General features: G+C 54.2%; 20 protein-coding genes, 1 other RNA gene and 1 pseudogene. 12 read left to right on the forward strand and 10 right to left on the reverse strand.

The window, feature by feature from the left end; all coding sequences use genetic code 11:
- The first annotated feature begins 124 nt into the window (after positions 1-124).
- From SH248x_RS03730 to SH248x_RS03765, 8 genes are all read left to right on the forward strand, one after another.
- Positions 125-3,043 (forward strand): flagellin N-terminal helical domain-containing protein, encoded by a 2,919-nt coding sequence (locus SH248x_RS03730; RefSeq protein WP_459557177.1) that lies wholly within the window; start codon positions 125-127, stop codon positions 3,041-3,043.
- Positions 3,044-3,244: 201 nt separating this feature from the next.
- Positions 3,245-3,826 carry a sigma-70 family RNA polymerase sigma factor gene (locus SH248x_RS03735; protein WP_459557178.1) on the forward strand — a complete coding sequence of 194 codons (582 nt, stop codon included), beginning with the start codon at positions 3,245-3,247 and terminating at the stop codon, positions 3,824-3,826.
- Positions 3,823-5,196, forward strand: coding sequence for a FecR family protein (locus tag SH248x_RS03740; RefSeq protein WP_459557179.1), 1,374 nt, complete (start codon positions 3,823-3,825; stop codon positions 5,194-5,196). Before SH248x_RS03735 ends, SH248x_RS03740 begins: the two co-directional genes overlap by 4 nt.
- 54 nt (positions 5,197-5,250) lie before the next feature.
- Entirely contained in the window at positions 5,251-6,297 is a 1,047-nt protein-coding gene (locus tag SH248x_RS03745) for a DUF1559 family PulG-like putative transporter (RefSeq protein ID WP_459557180.1), read from the forward strand.
- A gap of 110 nt (positions 6,298-6,407) precedes the next feature.
- On the forward strand, positions 6,408-6,818 hold the full coding sequence (locus SH248x_RS03750; protein ID WP_459557181.1) for a transthyretin-like family protein: 411 nt from the start codon (positions 6,408-6,410) through the stop codon (positions 6,816-6,818).
- A 52-nt stretch (positions 6,819-6,870) separates the two neighbouring features.
- Positions 6,871-7,863 (forward strand): hypothetical protein, encoded by a 993-nt coding sequence (locus SH248x_RS03755; RefSeq protein WP_459557182.1) that lies wholly within the window; start codon positions 6,871-6,873, stop codon positions 7,861-7,863.
- A gap of 41 nt (positions 7,864-7,904) precedes the next feature.
- Entirely contained in the window at positions 7,905-9,836 is a 1,932-nt protein-coding gene (locus tag SH248x_RS03760; protein WP_459557183.1) for an FAD-dependent oxidoreductase, read from the forward strand.
- A gap of 87 nt (positions 9,837-9,923) precedes the next feature.
- Positions 9,924-10,784: an alpha/beta hydrolase gene (locus SH248x_RS03765; RefSeq protein ID WP_459557184.1), complete on the forward strand. Its 861-nt coding sequence runs from the start codon at positions 9,924-9,926 to the stop codon at positions 10,782-10,784.
- Positions 10,785-10,862: 78 nt separating this feature from the next.
- On the opposite strand, the pseudogene SH248x_RS03770 reads toward SH248x_RS03765, so the two are convergent.
- The 9 genes and pseudogenes from SH248x_RS03770 to SH248x_RS03810 all read right to left on the reverse strand — a co-directional run.
- A pseudogene (locus SH248x_RS03770) lies at positions 10,863-10,979 on the reverse strand (type II toxin-antitoxin system HicA family toxin); the annotation flags it as partial.
- Positions 10,976-11,167: a type II toxin-antitoxin system HicB family antitoxin gene (locus SH248x_RS03775; RefSeq protein WP_459557185.1), complete on the reverse strand. Its 192-nt coding sequence runs from the start codon at positions 11,165-11,167 to the stop codon at positions 10,976-10,978. The pseudogene SH248x_RS03770 and the gene SH248x_RS03775, both read right to left, overlap by 4 nt.
- 88 nt (positions 11,168-11,255) lie before the next feature.
- Positions 11,256-12,575: a replication-associated recombination protein A gene (locus SH248x_RS03780; protein ID WP_459557186.1), complete on the reverse strand. Its 1,320-nt coding sequence runs from the start codon at positions 12,573-12,575 to the stop codon at positions 11,256-11,258.
- Between the two features lie 283 nt (positions 12,576-12,858).
- Positions 12,859-13,041, reverse strand: a non-coding RNA gene (gene ssrS / locus SH248x_RS03785) — 6S RNA.
- 87 nt (positions 13,042-13,128) lie between these two features.
- Positions 13,129-13,947: an acetolactate decarboxylase gene (budA, locus tag SH248x_RS03790; protein WP_459557187.1), complete on the reverse strand. Its 819-nt coding sequence runs from the start codon at positions 13,945-13,947 to the stop codon at positions 13,129-13,131.
- Positions 13,944-14,252 (reverse strand): DUF3467 domain-containing protein, encoded by a 309-nt coding sequence (locus SH248x_RS03795; protein ID WP_459557188.1) that lies wholly within the window; start codon positions 14,250-14,252, stop codon positions 13,944-13,946. The genes budA and SH248x_RS03795 overlap by 4 nt, the downstream gene beginning before the upstream one ends.
- Before the next feature lie 104 nt (positions 14,253-14,356).
- Positions 14,357-15,343 (reverse strand): ABC transporter permease, encoded by a 987-nt coding sequence (locus tag SH248x_RS03800; RefSeq protein ID WP_459557189.1) that lies wholly within the window; start codon positions 15,341-15,343, stop codon positions 14,357-14,359.
- Positions 15,344-15,400: 57 nt separating this feature from the next.
- Positions 15,401-16,957 carry a sugar ABC transporter ATP-binding protein gene (locus tag SH248x_RS03805; protein WP_459558576.1) on the reverse strand — a complete coding sequence of 519 codons (1,557 nt, stop codon included), beginning with the start codon at positions 16,955-16,957 and terminating at the stop codon, positions 15,401-15,403.
- Between the two features lie 199 nt (positions 16,958-17,156).
- On the reverse strand, positions 17,157-18,188 hold the full coding sequence (locus SH248x_RS03810) for a sugar-binding protein (RefSeq protein ID WP_459557190.1): 1,032 nt from the start codon (positions 18,186-18,188) through the stop codon (positions 17,157-17,159).
- A 173-nt stretch (positions 18,189-18,361) separates the two neighbouring features.
- Between SH248x_RS03810 and SH248x_RS03815 the strand changes: the two genes are divergently transcribed.
- Positions 18,362-18,634: a bacterioferritin-associated ferredoxin gene (locus SH248x_RS03815; protein ID WP_459557191.1), complete on the forward strand. Its 273-nt coding sequence runs from the start codon at positions 18,362-18,364 to the stop codon at positions 18,632-18,634.
- Positions 18,635-18,677: 43 nt separating this feature from the next.
- Here the strand turns inward: SH248x_RS03815 and SH248x_RS03820 are convergent, their stop codons facing one another.
- On the reverse strand, positions 18,678-18,962 hold the full coding sequence (locus tag SH248x_RS03820) for a hypothetical protein (protein WP_459557192.1): 285 nt from the start codon (positions 18,960-18,962) through the stop codon (positions 18,678-18,680).
- 353 nt (positions 18,963-19,315) lie between these two features.
- On the opposite strand from SH248x_RS03820, the gene SH248x_RS03825 reads away from it, so the two are divergent.
- The 3 genes from SH248x_RS03825 to tgt all read left to right on the forward strand — a co-directional run bounded on the left by SH248x_RS03825 (position 19,316) and on the right by tgt (position 22,477).
- Positions 19,316-20,077, forward strand: coding sequence for a hypothetical protein (locus SH248x_RS03825; protein ID WP_459557193.1), 762 nt, complete (start codon positions 19,316-19,318; stop codon positions 20,075-20,077).
- A gap of 115 nt (positions 20,078-20,192) precedes the next feature.
- Positions 20,193-21,203: a type II secretion system F family protein gene (locus SH248x_RS03830; RefSeq protein ID WP_459557194.1), complete on the forward strand. Its 1,011-nt coding sequence runs from the start codon at positions 20,193-20,195 to the stop codon at positions 21,201-21,203.
- Positions 21,204-21,358: 155 nt separating this feature from the next.
- The gene (tgt, locus tag SH248x_RS03835; RefSeq protein ID WP_459557195.1) at positions 21,359-22,477 is read left to right on the forward strand and encodes a tRNA guanosine(34) transglycosylase Tgt; all 1,119 of its coding nucleotides are present in this window, start codon (positions 21,359-21,361) and stop codon (positions 22,475-22,477) included.
- The last annotated feature ends 184 nt before the right edge of the window (positions 22,478-22,661 follow it).

A 22,661-nucleotide genomic window follows, 5' to 3' on the forward strand; every position in this document is an offset into this window, starting at 1 on the left:
CGTACATCACCAGGGAAGCCATCCTCCGGCACGGATGATCCACAAAGAACCACGACTCTCAGGGCCTCACATCAAGGGTGTCGCTCGGTAGTAGTTACAGGAAGTCACTAGAAAGGCATTCGCCATGACGAGAATTAACACGAACGTCGCTGCTCTCCGCGGACTGCGCAGCTTGAACAAAGCTGGCGGCCAACTCGATACTGCGTTGACACGATTGTCAACCGGTCTGAAGATCAACTCTGGTAAGGATAATCCTGCCGGTCTGATCGCCAGCGAAACGCTTCGTTCACAGATCTCTTCGATCGAGCAGTCGATCAAGAACAGCGGTCGCGCTAACAACGTGCTCGCGACAGCAGACTCAGCTCTGGGCGAAGTGGGCGGCCTGCTCAATCAGATCCGTGGTCTGATTCAAGAAACGCTCAACAGCGGTGCTCTGTCTCAGTCGGAAATCGAAGCCAACCAGCTTCAGGTTGATGCTGCTTTGTCTGCGATCAACAAGATTTCTGCCAACACCTCGTTCGCAGGTGACAAGCTGATCGACGGTAGCAAGGCATTCGTCACCGAAATGTCTGCTTCTGACTCTTCCAAGCTCGCAGACTTCCAGGTTAACGAAGCTCTGTTCGCCAACACCAGCACCATCAAGATCGAAGCCTCGATCAATCAAGCCGCCGAGAAAGGCGAGCTGCGATTCGTGGGCAAATCTCTGACACAATCAGCTGCCGTCGAAGTTGCCGGCTCGAAGGGAAGTCAGGTCATCTTCCTGGGAGCATCGAGCACGAAGGCCAACATTCGCGATTCGATCAACTCAATCTCAGACGTGACGGGCGTGAAAGCCACTTTCGAACCCGGTGCGACCTTCGACCTGGGGGCAACCAAAGCCTTCACCGACTCGACAACAGATGCCACTTCAGATACAGCCACCGTCACTGGTCAAACCTTTGATCTCGCCACGGTTTCCGATGGCTCTGGCAATACGATCGCATTCCGCGGTGCTGCTGCTGGTGGATCTGCAGGAACAACTGCTTCTCCAACAATCAGCATCGTCTTCGCAGCGACAACAGCCAACTCTCAAACACTGGCCGTTTCGGTCTCTGCTGCCAGTACCGCCCGTACGATTACGGTGCACCTGGGAACGGATGCATCAGGCGTTGAAACATCAAGCTACTCTGCCATCATTGCAGCAATCAAAGGTGATGCAACAGCTGGTACACTGGTCGCCGCAACGACAACTGCCGGAACAACTGTCGCTGGTGGTGTGGCTGCGACTGCACTGGCTGGGGGCACAACGGTAGGCAGTTCTACTGTTACCTTCACTCGCAGAACGGAAGGAGCAGGTGGGACGACAGCTCAGCCTGACGTCAACATCGTCTTTGCATCAACGACCGGGGCCAGCCAGTCCCTGACAGTGACGACCAGCGCCGCCAGTACGGCCCGTACTGTCACTGTTTACCTCGCCACCGATGCAGGTGGAGTGGAAACATCGAACTACGAGGAGATCATCGCAGCCATTCGTGGTAATGCGACAGCCAACTCCTTGGTCATCGCGACCACAAACGGTGGCACATCTGTAGCCACTGACTTTGCTTCAACGGCCTTGACTGGCGGTATTGATGCAGGTCTGCTGAAGATCTCTGATAACCGTAACAACGGTTCTGGCGGATCGTCTGCTGCCCTGGGTGGCAAGGTCAATGTTCAAATCGGCGACTTCGCAACGGGAACAACAGCCGCCTCTCTGGGCGTCAACTCGTTCAGCGTCGATGCGGAAACAGGTGCCGTCACTCTGAAAATTCAGTTGGCGAAAGCAGCTGGAGAAATTACATCGACCCTGGCCAGCGTGGAAAGCTTTATCAACAGCCCGGGAACGACTGTCGATGTCAACGGCACAGCGACTCAGCTGAGCGAATTCGTCTCAGCAGAAGCCTCCGGCGGTACGACTGGTCTGATGACTGCATCTTCCGTCGTCTCAGAACTTCGCGGCGGTAACGATGGTGCCAACAACGGTCTGACGTTCTACGACAACAGTGCAGAAGGCACGGTTGGTCAGTCTCGTGTCGCGTTCACCGATCCAGGGACTGCCGGTCAGGCTCTCTCGGTCAACGTCTCAAGCGTCACCGGTACTTCGGATAAGCTGGTCACGTTCACCCTGGCAACCGATGCCAATGGTAACGTCACCACGACTGCTGAAGACATCGCGAACCTCCTTCAAACCGGGACCACTTCAGGTGCAGCCGCTGCTCGCGATCTGGTCTCTGTCTCTGTCGAAGGTAACGGGAAAGAAGTCATCGGCGAAGCAGCGACTCAGGGAGAGAAGACCCTCGACGTGGCCAGCCGAATCCTGAAGCTGCAAAGTACCGATTTTGGTTCTGACGCCTTCGTGCAGTTCACAACCATCAGCGGTAGCTTTGACACTGTGGGAACAGATAACGCCACGAGAACAACTCGCGACGCTGGTCTGGACCTTCAGGCGACGATCAACGGACAGGTCGTTGAAAGCCGCGGTCTGACTGCGAAGATTCGCACTTCGACTCTCGATGCCTCGTTGAGCTTCAATGAAGACAACAACGTCTCAGGACGCCGTGCAGTCATCACGATCACCGGTGGCGGTTCGCTGTTCCAGATTGGTCAGCAAGCCAACTCGTCCGGCCAGATCGGAATTGGTATCGAAGCTGTCAACACTGCACGTCTGGGTGGCGTCAGCGGTAAGCTGTACGAACTCGGCACTGGCGGTGGTAAGAGCCTGCTCGATATCAGCCCTGAGAAACCAGGTTCTACTCTGGTCAATATCGTTGAAGAAGCGATCAACCGCGTCTCGACTCTGCGTGGTCGCCTCGGTGCTGTTCAACGGAACGTCATCGATACGAACGTGACGACGCTGGGCGTTGCTCTGGAAAACATCTCCGAAGCCCGCTCGGTCATCACCGATACCGACTTCGCTGAAACGACTGCCGAAATGACCAAGGCTCAGATTCTGAACCAGGCTGGTATTTCGGTTCTGTCAATTGCCAACCAGAACCCACAACAGGTCCTGAACCTCCTCGGCTAATCCCCTGAGGTGACAGACCGATAAGGCCGAATCAACGGCAAAGATAGACTCCGGCTCGAGAAATTCGAGCCGGAGTTTTTTTGTGCCCCGACGACACATCAAAAAATATGGATATTTTATCGATTCCGGTGAAAATCTGTGAGAATCTGCTACAAAACCTGCAAATAGATAAGTAAATGTGAATCTATTTGCGAGGCAAATGTGAATAAAGACGGCTTTGAAGTCCAGTATGAAGCCTTCCGGCCGACCGCCGGGCAGGAGGCATCGCATCTGGAGTTCATCCGACTTTATGGACGGTATCACCCACAGATTTATGCCCGCGTTCTGGCGATGGTCGGTTCCAAGGATCTGGCAGATGATGTCTTTCAGGACGTCAGTGTCGCGCTGTGGCAGTCGTTCGAGCGATTCGATCGACAGCGACATTTTCTGGCATGGGCAACGGGGGTCGCGCTGAATCACACCCGTATGCACTTTCGAGCTCAGGCTCAGCGACGCAAGCTGATGGTCTTCGACGACGACATCCTGCAGAAGATCACGCACCGCATGGTCGGAGGAGAAGAAATCTTCGAGATGCGTGACGAGATCCTCAAGGACTGCCTCAATAAGCTCAGCCCCGATGACCGTGATCTGCTGCGAGATCATTATCAGTATGACGAAACGATCGCGTCGATTTCTACGAAGCTCAACAAGTCGGTTCCGGTGATCTATCGTCGACTCAGCATTCTGAAAAGGAAGCTGTTCAAGTGCGTCGACTTTGCTCTCAAACTGGAGGGCGAAGGATGAATCGCGGGCTGACCTCTGCTTCAGTTGACGAATTGCTGGATTCCTTTGGAACCCTCCAGTCAGGGTTGATGCCCAGGGAGGAATTTGATCGTCTCCAGAACATTTTGCGGAAAGATGATCAGGCGGTCCAGATCTACGTCGAATACGTCGCGCAGACAGTCGCGTTACGTCAGCCTCACATTCTCGAAGATGAAGCCTTGGGAGAACCTGTCAGTCGTCGCAAGGCCGTTCACCAGGCTGCCGACGACGCCTCCTTCTTATGGGTCACTCCACGCATTGCAGGAGTGATGACCTGTCTGCTGGCGTCGGTGATGATTCTTTCTGTCTGCTGGGGTGTTGAATGGTTTGCCTCGCGAACTGTCCGACCCGCTTTGGTCGCATTTCCTCTGAGACAACTGGAAGCCGATCAGACTGAGGAACGCCGTTTGTCTGCAGGATTGCGTCGCGATGAAGTCGTCCGCCTGGATCAGGGATTCGCCCAGTTTTGCATGGCGAGCGGCGTGCTGGTGAATGTAGAAGCCCCTGCCGAATTGAAGTTCACAGGGACAAATAAGGTACAACTCCTCTCTGGAAAAGTTGATGCAGATGTTCCTCATTCTGCGATCGGCTTTTGTCTGGAAACGCCGAGTGGCGAGATTGTCGATCTGGGAACGCGCTTCTGTGTCCAAGTCGATAAAAATGGCGGGACGAACTGTGGCGTCTTAACAGGATCGGTCGAGGCATTTGCCCAAGATGCCAAAAGCGATCGCGAGTATGAACCACTCCGGTTGATGGAAGGGACTGCCGTCTCGGTGAAATCGGGGAAGATCCAGGCGATCGATCATCAATCGTTCGTCGATGGCTTCACATCCATGGATAATGCCGTCCGAGGCGTCCTGCAATGCACATCCAACCTGTCGTTTCTGCGCGAGGCTCCTTTACAACTGGGACCACAAACTGGCCCGCTGTTGTTCTTCGAGCAGGAAGGCGTCACGACGACGGGCGAAGAGATCGTCAATATCGTCAGTCCTGGCAGTTACAAGCCGGATGAATACAATCCGCCGGTTCACCATCTTCCAGCAGGACTGACGGTTAGCAGTCTCATGTTCTTCGTACGAGCGGATGAAGGCGAAGCGATCCATCGACAAGGGGCAGTCGAGATTCGGTTCACGTATCCAATCGTCGGCATTATGACTAATCAGGCCGGGCTGTCTGCTTCACAATCCATCTTCGGTCACCCAGAGACGGATTATCTGGCGATGGGTGTCAAGGACCGTCCTGGCATCGAGCCCAACGACGTTGTCAGCATCAGTGAAGATCGTCGAACGCTCTTCATCCAGTATACGGCCCTCATCGATGGCTGCCGCATTCTTTTAAAAACCGACGAGTAACCAATCATTTCCAGGTCATCATTTCTTTTAACATCCTTTGCGAGAGGAACGTCCATGAAGTCTCTGAGTCACACGATTGGAAAGAATCGAACGGGGTTCACCCTGATCGAATTGCTGGTTGTCATCGCGATTATTGCGACGCTGGTGGCCATTCTTCTACCCGCAGTTCAGCAGGCTCGTGAAGCCGCTCGACGAAGTACCTGCAAAAACAACCTGAAGCAACTCGGCATCGCGCTCCATAACTATCACGATACCTATACCGTCTTTCCTCCAGGGTATGTCGACATCAAACCGAATCCCGGCATCGCGGATAACCAGGGATACTGGGCATGGTCAGTCTTTATCATGCCATTCATGGAACAATCCGCTGTCTACGATGCACTTAACGCCGGTCCGCGAACAGCAACTCAGGCCATGACATCTCATCAGTCAGTGTTACAAGGTGGCTATCCATCGTTTCGATGTCCCTCGGACACGGCTCCTCAGACACAAGATGTCAATAATTGTGCTGGTTGTGCGATCGTAAATACCGCTGGGACGAACCTTGGCCTGTCAGTGACCAACTATCTGGCCGTCAACAGTTCCGCGCTTGTACGTTACAACAAAGCCACCAACTACTTAGATGGAACCTCGGGCGCGACGGGATTGTTCTTCCGTAACAGCAGCATTCGATTTCGTGATGTCACTGATGGATTGAGCAATACAGCGTTGATCGGCGAGCGAGCCTATGTTCGCAACGGTCGACGAAACCTGGCTGGCGACTTATTTGCGACTCGTGACCGCGATGGCAACGGGCCAGACAGTCGTACCTGGCCAGACGCAGCGACCGCTGCCGCGACTGGTCACTTCTACGATCAGGGACTCGTCCGTATCTTCGGGTCGACTCTTGATGCGGTGAATCCTGTCCTGCCAACAAGCGGTCAGAATGACCGTTTCCACGCCTTCAGCAGTATGCACGATGGCGGGGCACAGTTCGTTCTTTGTGACGGCTCTGTTCGATTTATCAGTGAGAATCTACAGGCCAATACCTCGGGGCAAACTGACACGCTCATGGAGTACTTGGGCAATATTGCAGATGGTCAGGTGATCGGCGAGTTCTAAAAAGTCTGTGGAAGATTGTTTAAGCCACGCGGCCCGTTCGCCGCGTGGCTCTTTAAGCTGGTTTGATTCCCTGAGATGGCTACTTCTCGAACGAGGTAAGGAATATGCAAGTGAAATCGTTTGCTTTGGGACTCTCGCTGTTGTCGCTGATCATGGCTGGCTGTGGTTCATCGAATAAGATTCCATTGGGGCGTGTCGAAGGTGTCATCACGATCGATGGGGAACCCCTTGATGGTGCGGAGATTGCATTCGAGCCGCCGAACGGTCGTCCTTCTGTCGGTTGGACTGACGAAAAGGGGCATTATGAACTCGACTACACGATGGATAAAAAAGGAGCCGTTCTCGGTCCGCATGTCGTCCGCATCAAGTCAGCTCGCAGTGCCAGCGGCGGAGAAGGAGATGGCCCGAAGGTGGAAGCTAGGAAGGAAATCCTGCCTGGCAAGTATCACACGTCATCAACGCTGACGGCAGAGGTGACGAAAGGGAATAACGTCATTGACTTCGCACTCGTCACGAAATAGGACTGGTTTTCTTGCTTTTTGATCACCTTGAGAATACATCGGGAAAGACATCATGATTCGTCTGCTCGCGTTGACGCTCTTAGCCGCAGTCACTTTTTGTTGCCCGGGACGTCAGTCCGTTGATGCCTCAGAACCCTCAGAGAAGGCAGTCCAGGAAGTTGCGAAGATTCCGAATCTCGTTGCGTTCTGGACGTTCGGACAAGAGCCCGGACAGCCTAGAACGTCGGTTATCGAACAAGGAGCTTACCCGCTGCAGGAAGTTGGTGGGCCTATCGAGCGCCTTGAACAAGGTCCCTATTCCGGCTATTCAGCCAGGCTGAACGGTAAGCAGTATTTCAAGATTCCTTACGCAGAAACCGGCAAGCTGAATATCGCAGGCCCCGATGCACAGGTCAGCATGTTCGCAGTGGTCCGCATTACCAACTTGAAACAAAGCCGCACCATTTCAGGCATGTGGAGCGAAGGGAAAGGTGCCAATGACGATACCGGCACGCGTCAATATGCACTGCTGATGAATATGCCGACGTACGGAGGTCCCAATCAACTCGTGCCACACATCTCTAGTGAAGGGGGCGTTTCGCGTCGTGCTGACGGTTCTGCATTTCCTTGGTGTTGTGACTACGCAGCCAGTCCCCGAGAGGTGCCAACCGAGAAGTGGTGTACTCTTGGCTTTACGTATGATGGCAAATACATCAGCGCCTACATCAACGGCGTGATGGATTATCGCCCGCTGAATCCACAAAAGGATAAGCGGACAGATCCTTACTTCCTCACGGAAGGCCCACTCAATCAGAACCGCGGCATGAACCCGTATTACCATGGTCGCGGGATTTTCAAGTACGATGCGGAAAAGCACGCAGCGAAGAAGCCCGGAGGTGGATCAGACTTCACGGTCGGTGCCCGCTACGCGGTCGGAAGCATGCTCGGCGAAGCGACCATCGGGCAGTTCGGTGGACTGGCTGTGTTTGATCGCGGGCTGACGGCAGAAGAGATGATGAAGCTTCATCTGTCCGCTAATATTGATCAGATGAATGAGTCGAAGTAATCGAACGCTGTTTGCCTTTGAACTGAATGATGAGAGCCATAATGCTGCGAGTCTACCTGATCGTTGCCTACTTCGCCTCAATTGTTGCTACTAGCGCAGACGCTTCCGATACACTGCGACAGGTCACGGCAGACGTCTGCATTTATACTGCGACACCTGCCGGAATCCTCGCAGCGATTGCAGTGAAGAGAGAAGGCAAATCGGTCGTCATCATTGAGCCAGGTCGCTGGGTCGGAGGCATGCTGGGCGCGGGGCTTAAGCCTATGCAGGACTGTCCGAATTATATCGCGACAGGCGGGATGACTCATGAACTGCTTCCGAAACTCGGCACTTCTCTTCCGTCACTTGTGGAAACCGATGCTCGTTCTCTTAACCCGACAGCAGTTCGCAACGAGTTTGAATCGCTGTTAGCTCAACAGGGCGTCGCTGTTTACTACGAGCATCGCTTAGGGCGAGTTGATAAGAACGGGCCAGCCATCCGCTCCGCGTTTTTCGACCGCGCCCCGTTCGATGAAACGGGCTGTCCCATCGAAACTCCCGAAAAGCGCGACGCGATTCAGGTCATCGCAGACATGTATATCGACGCCAGCTACGAAGGCGACTTCCTGCCCACCGCTGGCGCCACTTATCGAGTCGGTCGCGAATCAGAACAGGAATTCGACGAAGAACATGCCGGCGTCCAGCAGCCTCTGGAGACCGCTCCGATCAGTCCCTTCGTCACGGCCGGGAATCCAGACAGCGGCCTCTTGAAACTCGTTGAAAACGACCACGGCAAACCGATCGGCTCTGCAGACGATTACACCCAGGCTTACAATTACCGTTACTACACGACTGACAACCCCGAGTACCGTCTCCCCATCGAAGCACCTGCTAACTATCAGCCGCAGGACTTCGAGCTTGTTGGTCGCTATGTTGAACATCTCGTCAAATCGGCACCCGATGAAAATAGCCTCCGCAAGAAATTGATTGGCATCTACCCGGGTTGGTTGAACTCAGGAGAATGGAACTATCAGCGAAGTTCGCTCTTCTCTATGTCCCCTCTCGGAATCAGCCAGATCTATGCCAGCGGCGATGAAAAAGACAAAGCCCGCGTCTGGAAACAACATCAGGATTATCTCAAAGGCCTCGCCGAGTTCATGCGCACGGACAGCCGCGTTCCGTCATGGTATCGCGAGTACGCTGCGAGCCTCGGGCTTGACCGACGTGCTCATCCTGAAACCCAGGGCTGGCCGCATCAGCTTTACATTCGTGTCGCCCGTCGTCTCAAAGGCCAGTACACGATCACTGCTCATGATGTTTATAACAAGACGACGATCAACGACTCAATCGGCCTGGCGCAATACGGCATCGATACCTACCCTGCACGACGCATCTGGTTTGAAAAAGACGGCGAAGTTCTAGTGGGCATCGAAGGCAAGATGTTCCTCGGCGGTAATCGAGGTCCCACCGATACGCCCTATCCAATTCCCTACCGCGCGATCACACCGGTCGAAGCCGAATGCACTAACCTGCTCGTGCCAGTCTGCTTTTCCGCGACGCACTTGGGTTATGCTTCCGCTCGCATGGAGCCCGTCTTCATGATCTGCGGGGAGTCCTCCGGCATCGCAGCCTGTCAGGCGATCAATGAGAAGACGAGCGTCCAGAAAATCAACATGACCACCTACCGGGAGTCACTTCTCAAGGCGGGCCAGAAACTCGCCTGGGATGAAACGGTGGACCGCCCCAAACTCGGCGCCAGTCACAAAAAGCCAACATTCACCATGGCTTCATTGCTTGAAGAATGTGATACGAATCACGATGGCAAAGTGACAAAGCCCGAGTGGTCAACCAGCAAGCCCGGCTGGGAATGGCTGTTCCAGCACATCGATAAAAACAGTGACAGCCAGATCGATGAGAGAGAGTACGCAGATTTCCAAACCTTCAAGTCGCAGAATGCTGACTGGCAACAAACGCTCAAAGCAACCCAGCGGTAAAGAATCTCGTTCAGTCGACAGCATCGCGTTCGCATCGTAAAGTCGTAGAAGATCGACCACGAAACCTCGACGGGGAGACGCTCAACGATGCGACAATTTACGATCACCGCTTTGCTTTTGTTCGTCGTCTGCTTCAGCGGAAGTCATGTTGGACACGCACAGGCGATCGCGGAAGCCTCCAAGGTTCGTTATCTTCTCGACCAGTCGTATCAGCCTCAGCCGGTTGATGACTACGACGCGAAAATGACCCGGGTCGACTGGTATCTCCCCACCAGCGTCCAAGACTTCCCAACTCTCATCTGGTTCCACGGCGGCGCTCTGCGCGAAGGGGACAAAGCGGATGAAATCGCTCGCATCGTGGCCCGTCACTTCAGCGAGAATGGCGTTGCAGTCGCGTCGGTCAACTATCGCATGTCTCCCAAGGTCAAGTACCCAACCTACCTCGAAGACTCCGCCCGCGCCCTGGCTTATGTGTTGAATAAAGTCGAAGAGTACGGCGGCTCACGTCAGAAGGTCTTCGTCTCCGGACACTCAGCTGGCGGTTATGTCGCCTCGATGCTCGCATGCGATCCAGGCTATCTCAAAGCCGTAAACCTGTCCCCCTCTGACTTCGCGGGTTTCCTGCCGATCTCCGGCCAGATGATCACACACTCGACCGTCCGAGCCGAACGTGGCCTGCCTGAAACCAAACCCGTGATCGACGAAGCCGCCCCGGCGTTCCACATCTCACCCGACGTCCCACCCATGCTCTGCATCGTCGGCACCCAGGATCTCCCCGCCCGACTGGAAGAAAACCTTTACTTCGTCGCCTCGATGAAAACGATCAAGAATCCCAACGTCTTCTCGCTGGTCGTCGAAGGCCGCGATCACACCACCATCGCCTCGAAAATCAGCCAGCCCAACGACACAGTGGCGAAAGCGATGATGGAGTTTATTCAGCAGCATTGAGTATTAGGCGGAATCCCGCGAAGGGCTCAGCATGCGAATGATATGTTTTGCAAGGTGCTCTTTGATCTCGCGATGTCATGGCACTGGTTGAGAGACACCGGTCTCAGGATTCTGGTACCAGTCATGTTTGCCGCCGTGTCGAATCAGCACGCATCCCATCGCTTCAATCGTCTTGACGAGATCGACTCGCTTCATGACACCACCAGATCTTCGACGTGTCGGACGCCCGGAACTTCTCCATATGTCAAATCGTTGTGAAGGTCTTTCAAGTGTTCCTTCAAATCATCCAGTGTCTCACCTTGCGTCTGGTAGTCTGGATATTGCTGTAAGTATCCAAGCCAGGCACCGTCTGCTTCCCATACAACAATCTTGACTGTCTGCATCTCTTGGCTCCTGAAAATGGACTGGCTTCATTTTCCTCAGTCGATCAATCCTGTCAATGTTTTCTTCTCGTTGCGCATCGACACCATTTCATTCCGTTGTCGAATCCCCGCGGAGTCGCTTCAACCGCTCTGCGATCTTCGCCTCATAACCATGGTTGGTTGGCTCGTAATACCGTTTCTCTACCGTCAGATACTGCTGGGCGACATAGCCAGACTCATGGTCGTGAGGATATTGATACCCCTCGCCATGCCCAAGCTTCTTGGCCCCCGGGTAATGAGCATCTTTCAGATGACTCGGCACTGGCTGAACGGAGCCTGTCTTCACATCGGCAGACGCTGCAGCAATCGCCTTGTACGCCGCGTTGGACTTCTCCGCCGACGCCAGAAACGTGACCGCCTGGGCGAGTGGAATCTGACACTCCGGCATCCCCAGGAACTCGACGGCTTGAGCCGCTGCCATGGCGATCGGGAGCGCCTGTGGTGTTGCGTTGCCGATGTCTTCCGAAGCGGAGATCAAGACCCGTCTCGCGACAAAACGGGGATCTTCGCCTGCTTCCAGCATTCTCGCCATCCAGTAAATCGCCGCATCCGGATCCGATCCGCGGATAGACTTGATCATGGCAGACGCCGCGTCGTAATGATCGTCGCCGGACCGGTCGTAGCGAATCGCTTTCTTCTGAATCGACTCTTCCGCAATCGCCAGATCGACGGTCGTCTGTCCGAGTTCTTTCGTCGAAATGACAGCAACCTCGAGTGCATTCAATGCCCGTCGAGCATCGCCATCGCTGACTTCGGCAAAGAAGTCGATCGCGTCCGCAGTCACGTCGATTGAGTACTTCGCCAGCCCCCGTTCGGAATCCTTGATCGCCCGTTCGAGCAAGGGAATCAGGTCTGTCTTGGAAATCGGTTGGAATTCAAAAATCTGGCTGCGACTGATGAGCGCCCCGACGAGCGAGAAAAACGGATTACTCGTCGTCGCCCCGATCAGCGTGACGAGTCCCTGTTCGGTATCGGGCAGCAAAATGTCCTGCTGCGTCTTGTTGAAATGATGAAGCTCATCGACGAACAGCAGCGTCCGCTCACCTGTCGTCTCAATATGCTGACGAGCCGCCTGCAGTTCTTCCCGCAGTTCTTTCACACCCACGCTGGCCGCGTTCAGCTTGCGAAACCTCGCCCCGGTCTCGTAGCTGATGACTTCCGCCAGCGTCGTCTTGCCCGTCCCGGGAGGACCGTAAAAGATCAGCGATTGAAACCGCTTGGCCGACAGCAACCTGCGAAACAGCGACCCATCATGCAGAAACTGCTGCTGCCCGACGATCTCCGACAGCGTTCGTGGCCTCATCCGCGCGGCCAGAGGCTGGTTCGATCTGCGATTCGATTCGTGTTGTTTATCAAACAGGGATGCCATGCGGGAATTGTACGCCGTGGCGCTCTATGGTTGGAACGCAGGGAGAACAGAGTTGAGCAGAGATCGCATAGAAAACCTTTGGAGTCGACAGAACTTGCGATTTTGCTCGTCTTTGGATCTCAGACACCAGTCGGTTGAGTCGACTTCTTCTCGGCGGTCTCTGCTCCCCTCAGCGTGCTCTGCGTTCCAGTCTTTTCCGGACGCTGCGAACAACGGTCATTGGAAGGAAAGCGGATCATCGCTGATGGAAAATGCTCTTCAACATTTCCGCACCGCGCATGAAAAACCCTCCGCGAATGCCGGTCGAACGAAAAAGTACGAACCCACTAACGTGAGGTGGGGACGTCGCCTGCCGAGTACTGAATCCTATGAAAAGCAAGGATGTCCGACTCGACGGGAATTCGCCCCCTTCGTAGAACTGTAGGGTCGACAATTGCTTGCCCGAGATCGTGCAACGCAGAGGTTGTTGTATCATTCTCGACGGTCTGGCCGAAATCAAGGGGCCAACATCCCTTTTCACCAAGTCTTCGGGATCGCGTACCGACGCGCACGATCAGGGCTTTGGAGAGGACTGGCGTTCGATCACATCGATGTCTTTTGGCTTGACGGAATTAATGTCAAAATCATCAAACATTTCCGATTCGGGAATGCGAATCAGCAGCGACGTACACTGGTCATATTGAGCTTTCGTGCCCTGAAAGACGCAGCTGATGACATGACCGCCGATCAAGCGGTCATCGCTGATAAAATGCCAGTGATACCCCGGCACGTTCAATGTGCCAACCCACTGTGGACAGCGAAACCCGAACATCGTTCCCTTGACCATCTTATGATGAAAGACCGACTGGTCCTTGACCACATCAACCAGCGGACGATAGGGAGGCGTCTGGGCTTTGACGCTCCGCAATGAAAGGGCTGCGAACTCGCCGTCGATTCGAATCGCGTAGGCGGAATTCCCTCTGGGCAGTTGTTTATTCAGCCGATCATCGAGATCTTCGAGGGAAAGTGCATTGAAGTCTTCAAACTGGCCATCCGCATCAAAAGTCGTCGTCACCGCAAACGGCGTCGATCGAGTCAGTTCCGGTTTATGAATCGTCCCATCTGCGAGGGCCTGATAGATCGTTCCGTCGAGGAGAATCATTTCTCCTTCGAGGTGATCGAACGTTCCGACTCCAAAGTCCCCTTCTTTGAGAACCTGCGATAACGGTGTTCCGCCTCCGTAATCACCAGCCGCAAGCGAGGCGATGAGAGAATACTGGATCAAGGTCTCATTGAGTGAGATCGTACGAGCCGCTGGCTCCTGCGCATTTAGCGCAGGAGAACAACAAGTGACGATCACACCACCGGCAAGAAGAACGTCGCGCCATGTCATTGTGCGCGGCCTACCCGTTTGCGAGGATCTGTTTCCAGTGGTCCGAACGCCTGCTCATAGCGGGCAATGGTTGCACCCAGCAGAGAGGCCAGACGCTTGGCTGTGTAAGGGCTCATGACCACGCGATGCTCAATCGTGACCTTTTGAGATTGGCCTGGCTCGACCATCGGGCTCATGTTCAAACCAAGGTCGAGAACGAGTTCTTCCGGCGTACTCGTGACGCGGCAGAAATTCGTGTAAAGCTGCTTGGCGTTCGAATCGTCAATCTGGATGGAAGCGGCAGCTTCTGGCTGGCCTTGACTCATGAAATGTCTCCTGTTGAATGCCTGGGGAATGAATGGTCGATTATGCAGACAGCAGTCGAGACAAATCAACACATCCAGCAGCCAACCGGTTGATTCCCTTTGAATTACTTCGATTTCGTGCGACGTGTTGTCGTGAGGCGATTGAACAGTTCATCGGCGGTCGCCCCGATCAGGATGACTCCACCGACAACGGCATATTCGAGCGACGACGGAATTCCCAGCAAGTTGATCGAGTTTCGCAGTAGCTGGAGTACCCCAGCCCCGATGACCGTTCCAAGGATTGTTCCTTCACCTCCTCGCAGACTGCAACCACCCAGGACAGCGGCTGCGATCGCATAGAGTTCGTAGAAGTTACCGAACCCTGATGGCTGAACCGAGTTGGTTTCCAACGCGAAGAGGATACCGCCGAGTCCTGCTAAAAATGAGCAGAGAATGTACGTCATGATGACATAGCGATCCGTGTGAATCCCCGAAAAACGAGCTGCCTGCTCATTGCGTCCAATCGCCAGCAGGTAGCGACCAAAGATCGTCTTGTTCAGGAAACCCCAAGCCAGAACTGCGATGATGACAGCGAGGAAAAGAACATTCGGAATGGATATGAAACTGAAGCCCGGAATCGAGACCGATTTTGTGACGATGTCTCTCATGCCATCAAACTGATTGCCAAACCCTGTCGATTGATCATTCGTCAGCCATCGCGCAATTCCGCGATAAAACAGAAGCCCGAACAGCGTGACAATAAATGGTTGAAGTCTCAACTTCGTGATCAGCAGGCCGTGCATCAATCCGATCAGTGCAGAAACACCGAGAGTCGCGCCAATCGCAGGAGCGACCGACCAGCCTGAATTGACCAGTAGATAAGGCAGGATCGTTCCCGAAAGTGCGATCACGGAACCGATGGAAAGATCAATTCCCCCGGTGATAATGACGAGCGCTGCTCCAATACTGATGACCGTATAAGGAGAGATCCGCTTGATCAGATTCTCGATATTATAAGGACGGAAAAAGTTATTGCTGCTGATCGCCGTCACGATGACAATCACGACGAACAGCGCCAGAATGCCAAGGATTTTCTTATTGGATGTGCTCAAGGTTGTCCCGCCTCAACGATGCTGTGTCTCTTGATGTTCAATGTGACTTTGTCGATGTCACGCCAATGCTGAATTATTTAATTGTCCAGTCGCCAGTGACATGATGGCTTGTTCGGTCAGCTGATCGCGTCCCAGTTCGCCCGCGATCTGACCTTCGTGCATCACGAGCGCCCGATCAGCCATGTTGATGACTTCTTCCAGATCGCTGCTGACGAACAGGATTGCCATCCCTTCGTCGGCAAGTTGGTCCATCAGCGAGTAAATCTCTTCTTTCGCCCCGATATCGATCCCGCGTGTCGGCTCATCCAGAAGGAGCAGCCTGGGAGACATCCCCAGCCACTTGGCGATGACGATTTTCTGCTGGTTTCCCCCAGACAGAAACTTGACGATCTTTTTCGAGGTATGTGTTTTGATTCTCAACGAAGAAATGCCCTCGACCGTGATCTTTCGCTGTTCGCTACGGTTCTGGAGAATGCCGCCGATCGCGAGATTTCCCAGGCTGGGAAGTGTCATGTTGTCAGCGACCGAGTCTTCAATCATCAGCCCCTGGTCTTTGCGATCTTCTGGAACCAGCATCAGGCCCGCGCGAATCGCATCACGCGGATGTCGGAATTGAGCTGGCTTACCATCAACTTCAATCGTTCCTCTGAGTGGCTGATCGACGCCAGCGAGCACGCGTAGCAGTTCCGTGCGTCCTGCTCCGATCAGTCCTGCAATGCCGACGACTTCGCCTTGCCTGATTTTCAATGACACCTTTTTCTCAGGATAGGCGGTCGTAACGAGGTCAGTGACTTTCAGAACGGCCGAACCTTCCTTCGGCGGCGTTCGAGAGTAAAACTGTTTGATGTTCCGTCCGACCATCAGCGAGACCATGCGTTCGTGGCTGATCTCATCTCGTTGCAATGTTCCTGCTGGCTTCCCATCCCGCATGACGAAGACCCGGTCCGCCAGCTCCTTCACTTCGCCCAGGCGATGCGAAATGTAAATGATCGAGACCCCTTCCGATTTCAGCTGCCGGACGATCTCGAAAAGGCGATTCGTCTCAGCAGCGGGAAGACTCGAACTCGGCTCATCCATGATCAGGATGCGGGCATTGATCGAGAGTGCTTTCGCAATTTCAATCAGCTGCTGTTGACCAATCGAAAACTTACTCACACGATCCGAAGGGGAGATCTGCAGGCCGACTCGTTGCAGATAGGAAACTGCGTCTGCATTCATCGCGGCCTGGTCGAGCATCCCGAATCGCGTTTTCTCGCGTCCCAGAAACAAGTTCGACGCGACATCAAGATTATCCAGCAGGTTCAGCTCCTGGTGAATCAACGCGATGCCATGCTTCTGAGCCGCCAATACAGAATCGAGATGGACGACTTTCCCATCGAGATGAATCTCACCCTGATCCGGTGTCTGGACCCCGGCCAGGATCTTCATCAACGTACTCTTGCCTGCGCCGTTCTCCCCGATAACAGCGAGGACTTCCCCTTTTCCAAGGTGAAACGACACATCATCCAGCGCCTGCACCCCGGGGAATGTCTTGCAGAGATGGCGGCAATCCAGGATCGGGACCGAGGTCACTCTTTCCGCCGCGGGCTCAGGCTGTGAGAACGTTGTTGTCATAGTCACGCAGGCTCTTCAATGAAACGCGAAAGCCGTAACCGGAAACCAAGCCACGGATCAACACAGATGGACACAGATAAATCGAAACACAATCAATGAGTGCTGAAAGACCGCTAAGAGAATTGTCTTACGCGCAGTTCATAACTTTCCCATCAGTGTCTATCTGTGTTTATCCGTGGTTCTCTTCCGTTCGACAGAATTACTTACCGATCTTCGCTTTCAGATCGGTCCAGAATTCGTCGACGTTCCCTTTCGTGATCTTGCGGGCAGGAATGTCGATCATGCCACTTTCAGGGATCGCTGACTTGTTCCCTTTGTAAATCTCATTGAGGAGTTCAATCGATTTGTACCCATAGTCATAAGGATTCTGCACGACCGTCCCGAATACTTCGCCATCCTTGATTCCCTGAAGAACTTGAGCGTTTTCATCAAACGCAACGACGGTGATCTCTTTGAGTCGATTCGCACCTTTGACCGCATCGAGCAGAATCGGCGGGTTGTATTCAAACAGCCCCACGACGAGATTCATCTCGGGATACTTCGACATCGCATCCTGCACCAGTTCTTTGGCCTTCGAACTGTCATGGTTATCGGTGCGAGTGTCGAGAATGGTGTACTTGTCATTCTTAATCACGCCAACCGCTGGATCGAAGCGTGCCGGATCAGCAGGGCGATCAAGAAGTTCGTCGATCAGACCCTGACGACGCTTCTTGCTGTTGTCCTGATCGATATTTCCAATAAACAGACAGATCTGCGCGCCGTCGGGTTTGGCTTCTTTGATCAGCTCTCCGCATAGACGACCTGCCTGATAATTATCCATTCCGATGTAACACAAACGTGGTGAGTTGGGAGCATCGGAATCATGTGTAATAAACAGCGCATTCTCGGAGATCGCCTTCAGCATATCTCCCTGATTGGTCGGATCCTTGGGTGAAATCGCGATCCCATCGACCCCGCGTGCGATCAGGTCTTCCACTTTATTCTTCTGATCCACCGCATCGCCGTTGGGCATGACGACGACAGCATTGACTCCCAGATCCTTCTTCGCCTTCTCGACACCTTTTTCAGCGACCGTCCAGAAATCAGCAACGCAGTTCGTCACAAAAGCAAATGTCGGTTGCCCGGACTTCGCGTCGATGGAAGTCGAATTGCTGTTCGAAGCAGATGAAGGACAGCCAGCCAGTGAAACAACACACACGAGAGCCAGCGCGGTCAATGCGAAACGAGACATGATGTTCCTCGTCGGGGTGTGACAAGTAGAAACTAAACGAATATCAATGTGATGGCGGGGGACGGTTTGCAAAAGCGATTTGAGCCGTCACATCAGTTTTGATAAAGTCATGTCGAATTGTCCGACGAAGACTCACGAACGTATCGCCATCTTGTTATGTATTGGAACCCGGCGTGGAGTTAGATGATACAGTCTGCTACTGCTTCCACGTCAAAAAGCGGAAAATTCTCAGCTATCTGAGGGTCAATCGTCCCAGAGTCGCCAGTCAGATCAGCGAATGTGCCAGCGCAGGAACTGGCTGCGGCTGGTGTGTGCCGTACCTCAAGAAGTACTTCAAAGAGTACCAGGAGTCCGGAGCATTGACGATCGACGACGTCAAACCTCAGGACTACGCCCAAGCTCGACAAGCCTACATCGACGCCGGCAAAGGCAAACCACCTAAATAGGTCAAAGCCGCGATCGACAGGGAGCGCATCCGCTCAGAGCAGTCTAAGAACTCGGCGCATGCAAATACCGAGGCAACGCGGTCTTACTGTAGCGCTCCCCCTTGGCATCATAAAACAGAACCGTATTCTGATCTGCTGACCAGACAGCCGAGAGTCGCAGGTTCCGTGGCCCTTTGAGCGCAAAGTGAATCCCGCAAACCTTTTCGGACTTATGAAGCATACTGCGGTGTGTCTCGAATTGATTTTCGAGCAGGTTTTCTTTTTCACACAGCGCTTCATGCACAAACTGGTGCAGGTCGTCCACGTTGCGAATGTCTTCGAGCGTCATTCCCGTCCTTCAAAAACGTAACGAATCTCTGGATGTTCATCGTGTTCAGTGTCCCCTCGGATGCCTCTAAAAAGTGCTGACCAACGAGGGTGAGAGTTCCTATCGGCTGATCGTCCTCGGAACTTTGACGCTCTCTGTCGGAGCAGGTCGATGCGGATGACTGACAACAATCCTTCATCCGTCGTAACCCAAAGTCATGTCAGCTGTTTTTGACTCTGTGGCGGCTTTCCCATTTTGTCAGCGACGACAACTTCCCCTGGCTCGAGGTGATGTTTTCCAGCGAGAAGTCCGATCTGAAAGGTAGAGGATTGTAACGGACGATCCGACATGGTTGGCCAGGGAGGCTAGGTAAAATGCAGCGATGGGCGATGACGTTGACGACACTGTCACTCGCCTCGGGCTGCGCCGTCAGCCCGGGCAATGGGACATCGCATCTGCTGTCGATCAACTATTCCCTCCTGCGTCGGCCCGCCCTCATTTACGAGCAGTTCGAACACCGCCCGCCGCATCGCGATCGCGTCGAGTATTTCCGCTGGCTGCACGGCGCACCGATCGATCCGTATGACGTCACCGCAATGATGTCAAATCCCGCTGCTCGAACGGAATGGGAAGTCGGGCCTGATCCTTCCGCGAATCCTGCTCAATCACGCGAACTGCTGGCGATGCCGCCCGGCGGGCATTCGATGCCAATGCCAATGCCGCAATCAGGTTACTCCGTCCCTCCTTCTTCAAGCATCGTGCCCCCGGTCGTCCAACCGCAACCGTCCGTTGACGTCTCACAGCCGGCTACAACCCCGCCCGTTCCCGATAACAGTTCCTGGCTGCAATTGTTTCCGGACAATGCAAAAAGCCAGCCTCCATCGCAACAGCCGCCGCCGAGTCTTCCAGCTCCGCCAGCCCCCCATAATCCGATTCAGCCGCAGGGACAACCGTTGTTCCCGGATACCCTACCGCCGCTGGCACCCAAGCAGTCGCCCACAGATGGAAACGTCACACAAGCCGTCCATCAGACAACTCGCCCTGTTGCCCCGCCGCAAACGAAGGCTGCTGCACAAGACGCGAGCACTCCGCAGCCTTCGCGGGTCTCAAGTCGCATCCTGTTTCCATCAAGATAATGGGAAGATGTCTCACAACTGCTTGTGAAACGAATTGTGACCGCCGTATGATGACTTGAGATCTCATACATTAGAACGGAGCGCGGCTGCTTTGCTGTCAGGCCCTTATTTGCCGATGAAGTCGATGTCGATTGCGTTTCGCAGTCTGTACACGATGCTTCATTCCGGGGTCGCAATTGTCAAAGCCTTCCGGACGGTTGCGGAACGCAATCCGGATGCCCGGACGCGACATGCGTTTTATGGAATCTACGAAGACGTTCAAAAAGGTTCCGATGTTTCCTCTGCCATGAAGAAACAGGAAGTCTTTCCTGATCTCGTCCTCGACATGGTCGACGTGGCCGAATTGACCGGCGCCCTGCCCGAAGTCCTCAAAGCCCTGGCCGATCACTACGAAAACCTTCTGCGACTTCGTAAGAACTTCGTTTCTCAAATCACGCTGCCTGTGATTCAGTTGATCGTTGCGATTTTGATCATTGGTGGGCTGATCTTCCTGCTGGGCTGGATCGCAGAATCTCAAGGCGGTGAGCCGATGGATGTCCTCGGCTGGGGATTGACAGGCTCGACCGGCGCGATGATCTGGTTCATGATGACCTTCGGTTCTGCAGTAGCGATTTTTATCGCCTATCGGATCATCAACAGTTCATTGTCTGGTCAGAAGTACCTCGACAGCGTGTTTCTGAAAATTCCCGTCGTTGGAAATTTCACGCGATCATTCGCGATCGCCCGTTTTTCCTGGGCATTTCATCTTACGCAACAAGCCGGGATGGATATCAATCGCAGTATCACCTCTTCGTTCCGAGCCACGAACAATGGGGCATTTCAAGCTGCGGCTCCTGATGTCGTCGCGATGATCAACTCGGGTGAAACCTTTACGGACTCGATTGCCGCGACCGGGCTTTTCCCCAGCGAGTACATCGAAGTCGTCCATGTCGCGGAGACAACCGGAACGGTCCCCGAGCAACTGGACCGCTTGAGTCCGCAGTTCGAAGATCAGGCCCGACGCGCATTAGCCGCATTAACGGCTGCTATGGGCTGGGTCGTGTGGCTGATTGTCGCGGGATTCATTATCTTCTGCATCTTCAGTATCGCGCTCTGGTACGTCAGACTGCTGAACTCGTTTCTGTAAGAGCGAGTCTTCACGTTCGAAATGTAGGGTGCTGGTGAGGCTTTGCGAACCGCGCCAAATGTGCGTTTGAGTGCCGTTTTAATGCGGTTCGAAGACTCACCAGCACCCTACAAATCTGCAGGACGCCCGTCGTGTAAAAGTCAAAGGACATTTCGTTGTCGTCGTTTCGTTTTGAATTGTTGCACACCGATTCCACCACAGGGGCCCGCGCGGGGCTGTGGCATACCCCTCACGGCGTCGTCGAAACCCCCTGTTTCATGCCCGTCGGGACTCTCGCGACGGTCAAAGGGGTCTACCCGGACCAGCTGAAAGCCGCTGGCACGCAGAAGATCCTCGCCAATACCTATCACCTGGCGCTTCGTCCTGGCCCGGAAGTCGTCGCCGACATGGGCGGCCTTCACAAGTTTATGAACTGGGATAAGCCCATCCTCACCGATAGTGGCGGGTTTCAGGTCTTTTCCCTCGCCAAGAAGATGTCGATTGATGACCGTGGCGTTGTCTTCCGCTCTCACCTTGATGGCAGCCTGCTCGATCTCACCCCTGCCCGCGCAACGCGCATCCAGGAAATGCTCGGAGCCGACTGCATCATGTGCCTGGACGAATGCCCGGCCCACGACGTCGCGACAGAATACCTCAAGCTCGCTGTCGATCGCACGACCAAATGGGCACAGCTTTGCAAAGACGCCCACCAGCGAACCGATCAGGCTCTCTTCGGCATCGTTCAAGGCGGGATTGATGCGAAAATGCGAGAGCGATCCGCCACCGGTCTCGTCCCGCTTGACTTCCCGGGCTATGCCATCGGCGGCCTCAGTGTCGGCGAGAATCCTGCTGACATGTATCGGACCCTCGAAGCCACCTGCCCTCTGCTTCCGACTCACAAGCCACGTTATCTGATGGGAGTCGGCAAACCCATCGATCTGCTGCAAGGGGTTTTGCGCGGCGTCGACCTGTTCGACTGCGTCATGCCGACGCGCAACGGCCGCAATGCGATGGCCTTTACGTGGGATGGTCACCTGAAGATCCGCAATCTTCAGTATCAACGCGACGAAATGCCGCTCGATTCTGAGACGGAATCCCCTGTCGGAAAACAGTTTACGCGTGCCTACATCCGTCACCTGTTCGTCGTCGGCGAGATGCTGGGCCCGATGATCCTGTCGCTTCACAATATCGCGTTTTACCAGCACTTCATGCGGGAACTGCGGAAGGCAATCCTCGAGAACCGGGCCGGGGAGTTCCGCCAGGCGATGCTGACTCGCTGGGGCATGCTGGAATGAGATTTGGAATTGGAAATTAGAAATTGGGAATTGGTCGGAAGCTTCGCTCGCTTGAAACGTCCTCGCAGACAATAGCTAGAGCAGGAGCGGCAGCTGACCTCAGATGTTTCTCACATCACTCCTTCCTTCCTGGCGAAGCTTCTGGCCAATTTCTAATTTCTAATTACCAATTACAACTCCCCCC

The organism is Lacunimicrobium album (assembly GCF_052161635.1).
Taxonomy (GTDB): Bacteria; Planctomycetota; Planctomycetia; order Planctomycetales; family Planctomycetaceae; genus SXPC01.

Coding starts and splice junctions, on each gene's coding strand:
- SH248x_RS03730 (WP_459557177.1), top strand. CDS start 125: ATGACGAGAATTAACACGAACGTCGCTGCTCTCCGCGGACTGCGCAGC.
- SH248x_RS03740 (WP_459557179.1), top strand. CDS start 3,823: ATGAATCGCGGGCTGACCTCTGCTTCAGTTGACGAATTGCTGGATTCC.
- SH248x_RS03745 (WP_459557180.1), top strand. CDS start 5,251: ATGAAGTCTCTGAGTCACACGATTGGAAAGAATCGAACGGGGTTCACC.
- SH248x_RS03755 (WP_459557182.1), top strand. CDS start 6,871: ATGATTCGTCTGCTCGCGTTGACGCTCTTAGCCGCAGTCACTTTTTGT.
- SH248x_RS03760 (WP_459557183.1), top strand. CDS start 7,905: ATGCTGCGAGTCTACCTGATCGTTGCCTACTTCGCCTCAATTGTTGCT.
- SH248x_RS03765 (WP_459557184.1), top strand. CDS start 9,924: ATGCGACAATTTACGATCACCGCTTTGCTTTTGTTCGTCGTCTGCTTC.
- SH248x_RS03775 (WP_459557185.1), bottom strand. CDS start 11,167: ATGCAGACAGTCAAGATTGTTGTATGGGAAGCAGACGGTGCCTGGCTT.
- SH248x_RS03780 (WP_459557186.1), bottom strand. CDS start 12,575: ATGGCATCCCTGTTTGATAAACAACACGAATCGAATCGCAGATCGAAC.
- budA (WP_459557187.1), bottom strand. CDS start 13,947: ATGACATGGCGCGACGTTCTTCTTGCCGGTGGTGTGATCGTCACTTGT.
- SH248x_RS03795 (WP_459557188.1), bottom strand. CDS start 14,252: ATGAGTCAAGGCCAGCCAGAAGCTGCCGCTTCCATCCAGATTGACGAT.
- SH248x_RS03805 (WP_459558576.1), bottom strand. CDS start 16,957: ATGACAACAACGTTCTCACAGCCTGAGCCCGCGGCGGAAAGAGTGACC.
- SH248x_RS03810 (WP_459557190.1), bottom strand. CDS start 18,188: ATGTCTCGTTTCGCATTGACCGCGCTGGCTCTCGTGTGTGTTGTTTCA.
- SH248x_RS03820 (WP_459557192.1), bottom strand. CDS start 18,962: ATGACGCTCGAAGACATTCGCAACGTGGACGACCTGCACCAGTTTGTG.
- SH248x_RS03825 (WP_459557193.1), top strand. CDS start 19,316: ATGCAGCGATGGGCGATGACGTTGACGACACTGTCACTCGCCTCGGGC.
- SH248x_RS03830 (WP_459557194.1), top strand. CDS start 20,193: ATGAAGTCGATGTCGATTGCGTTTCGCAGTCTGTACACGATGCTTCAT.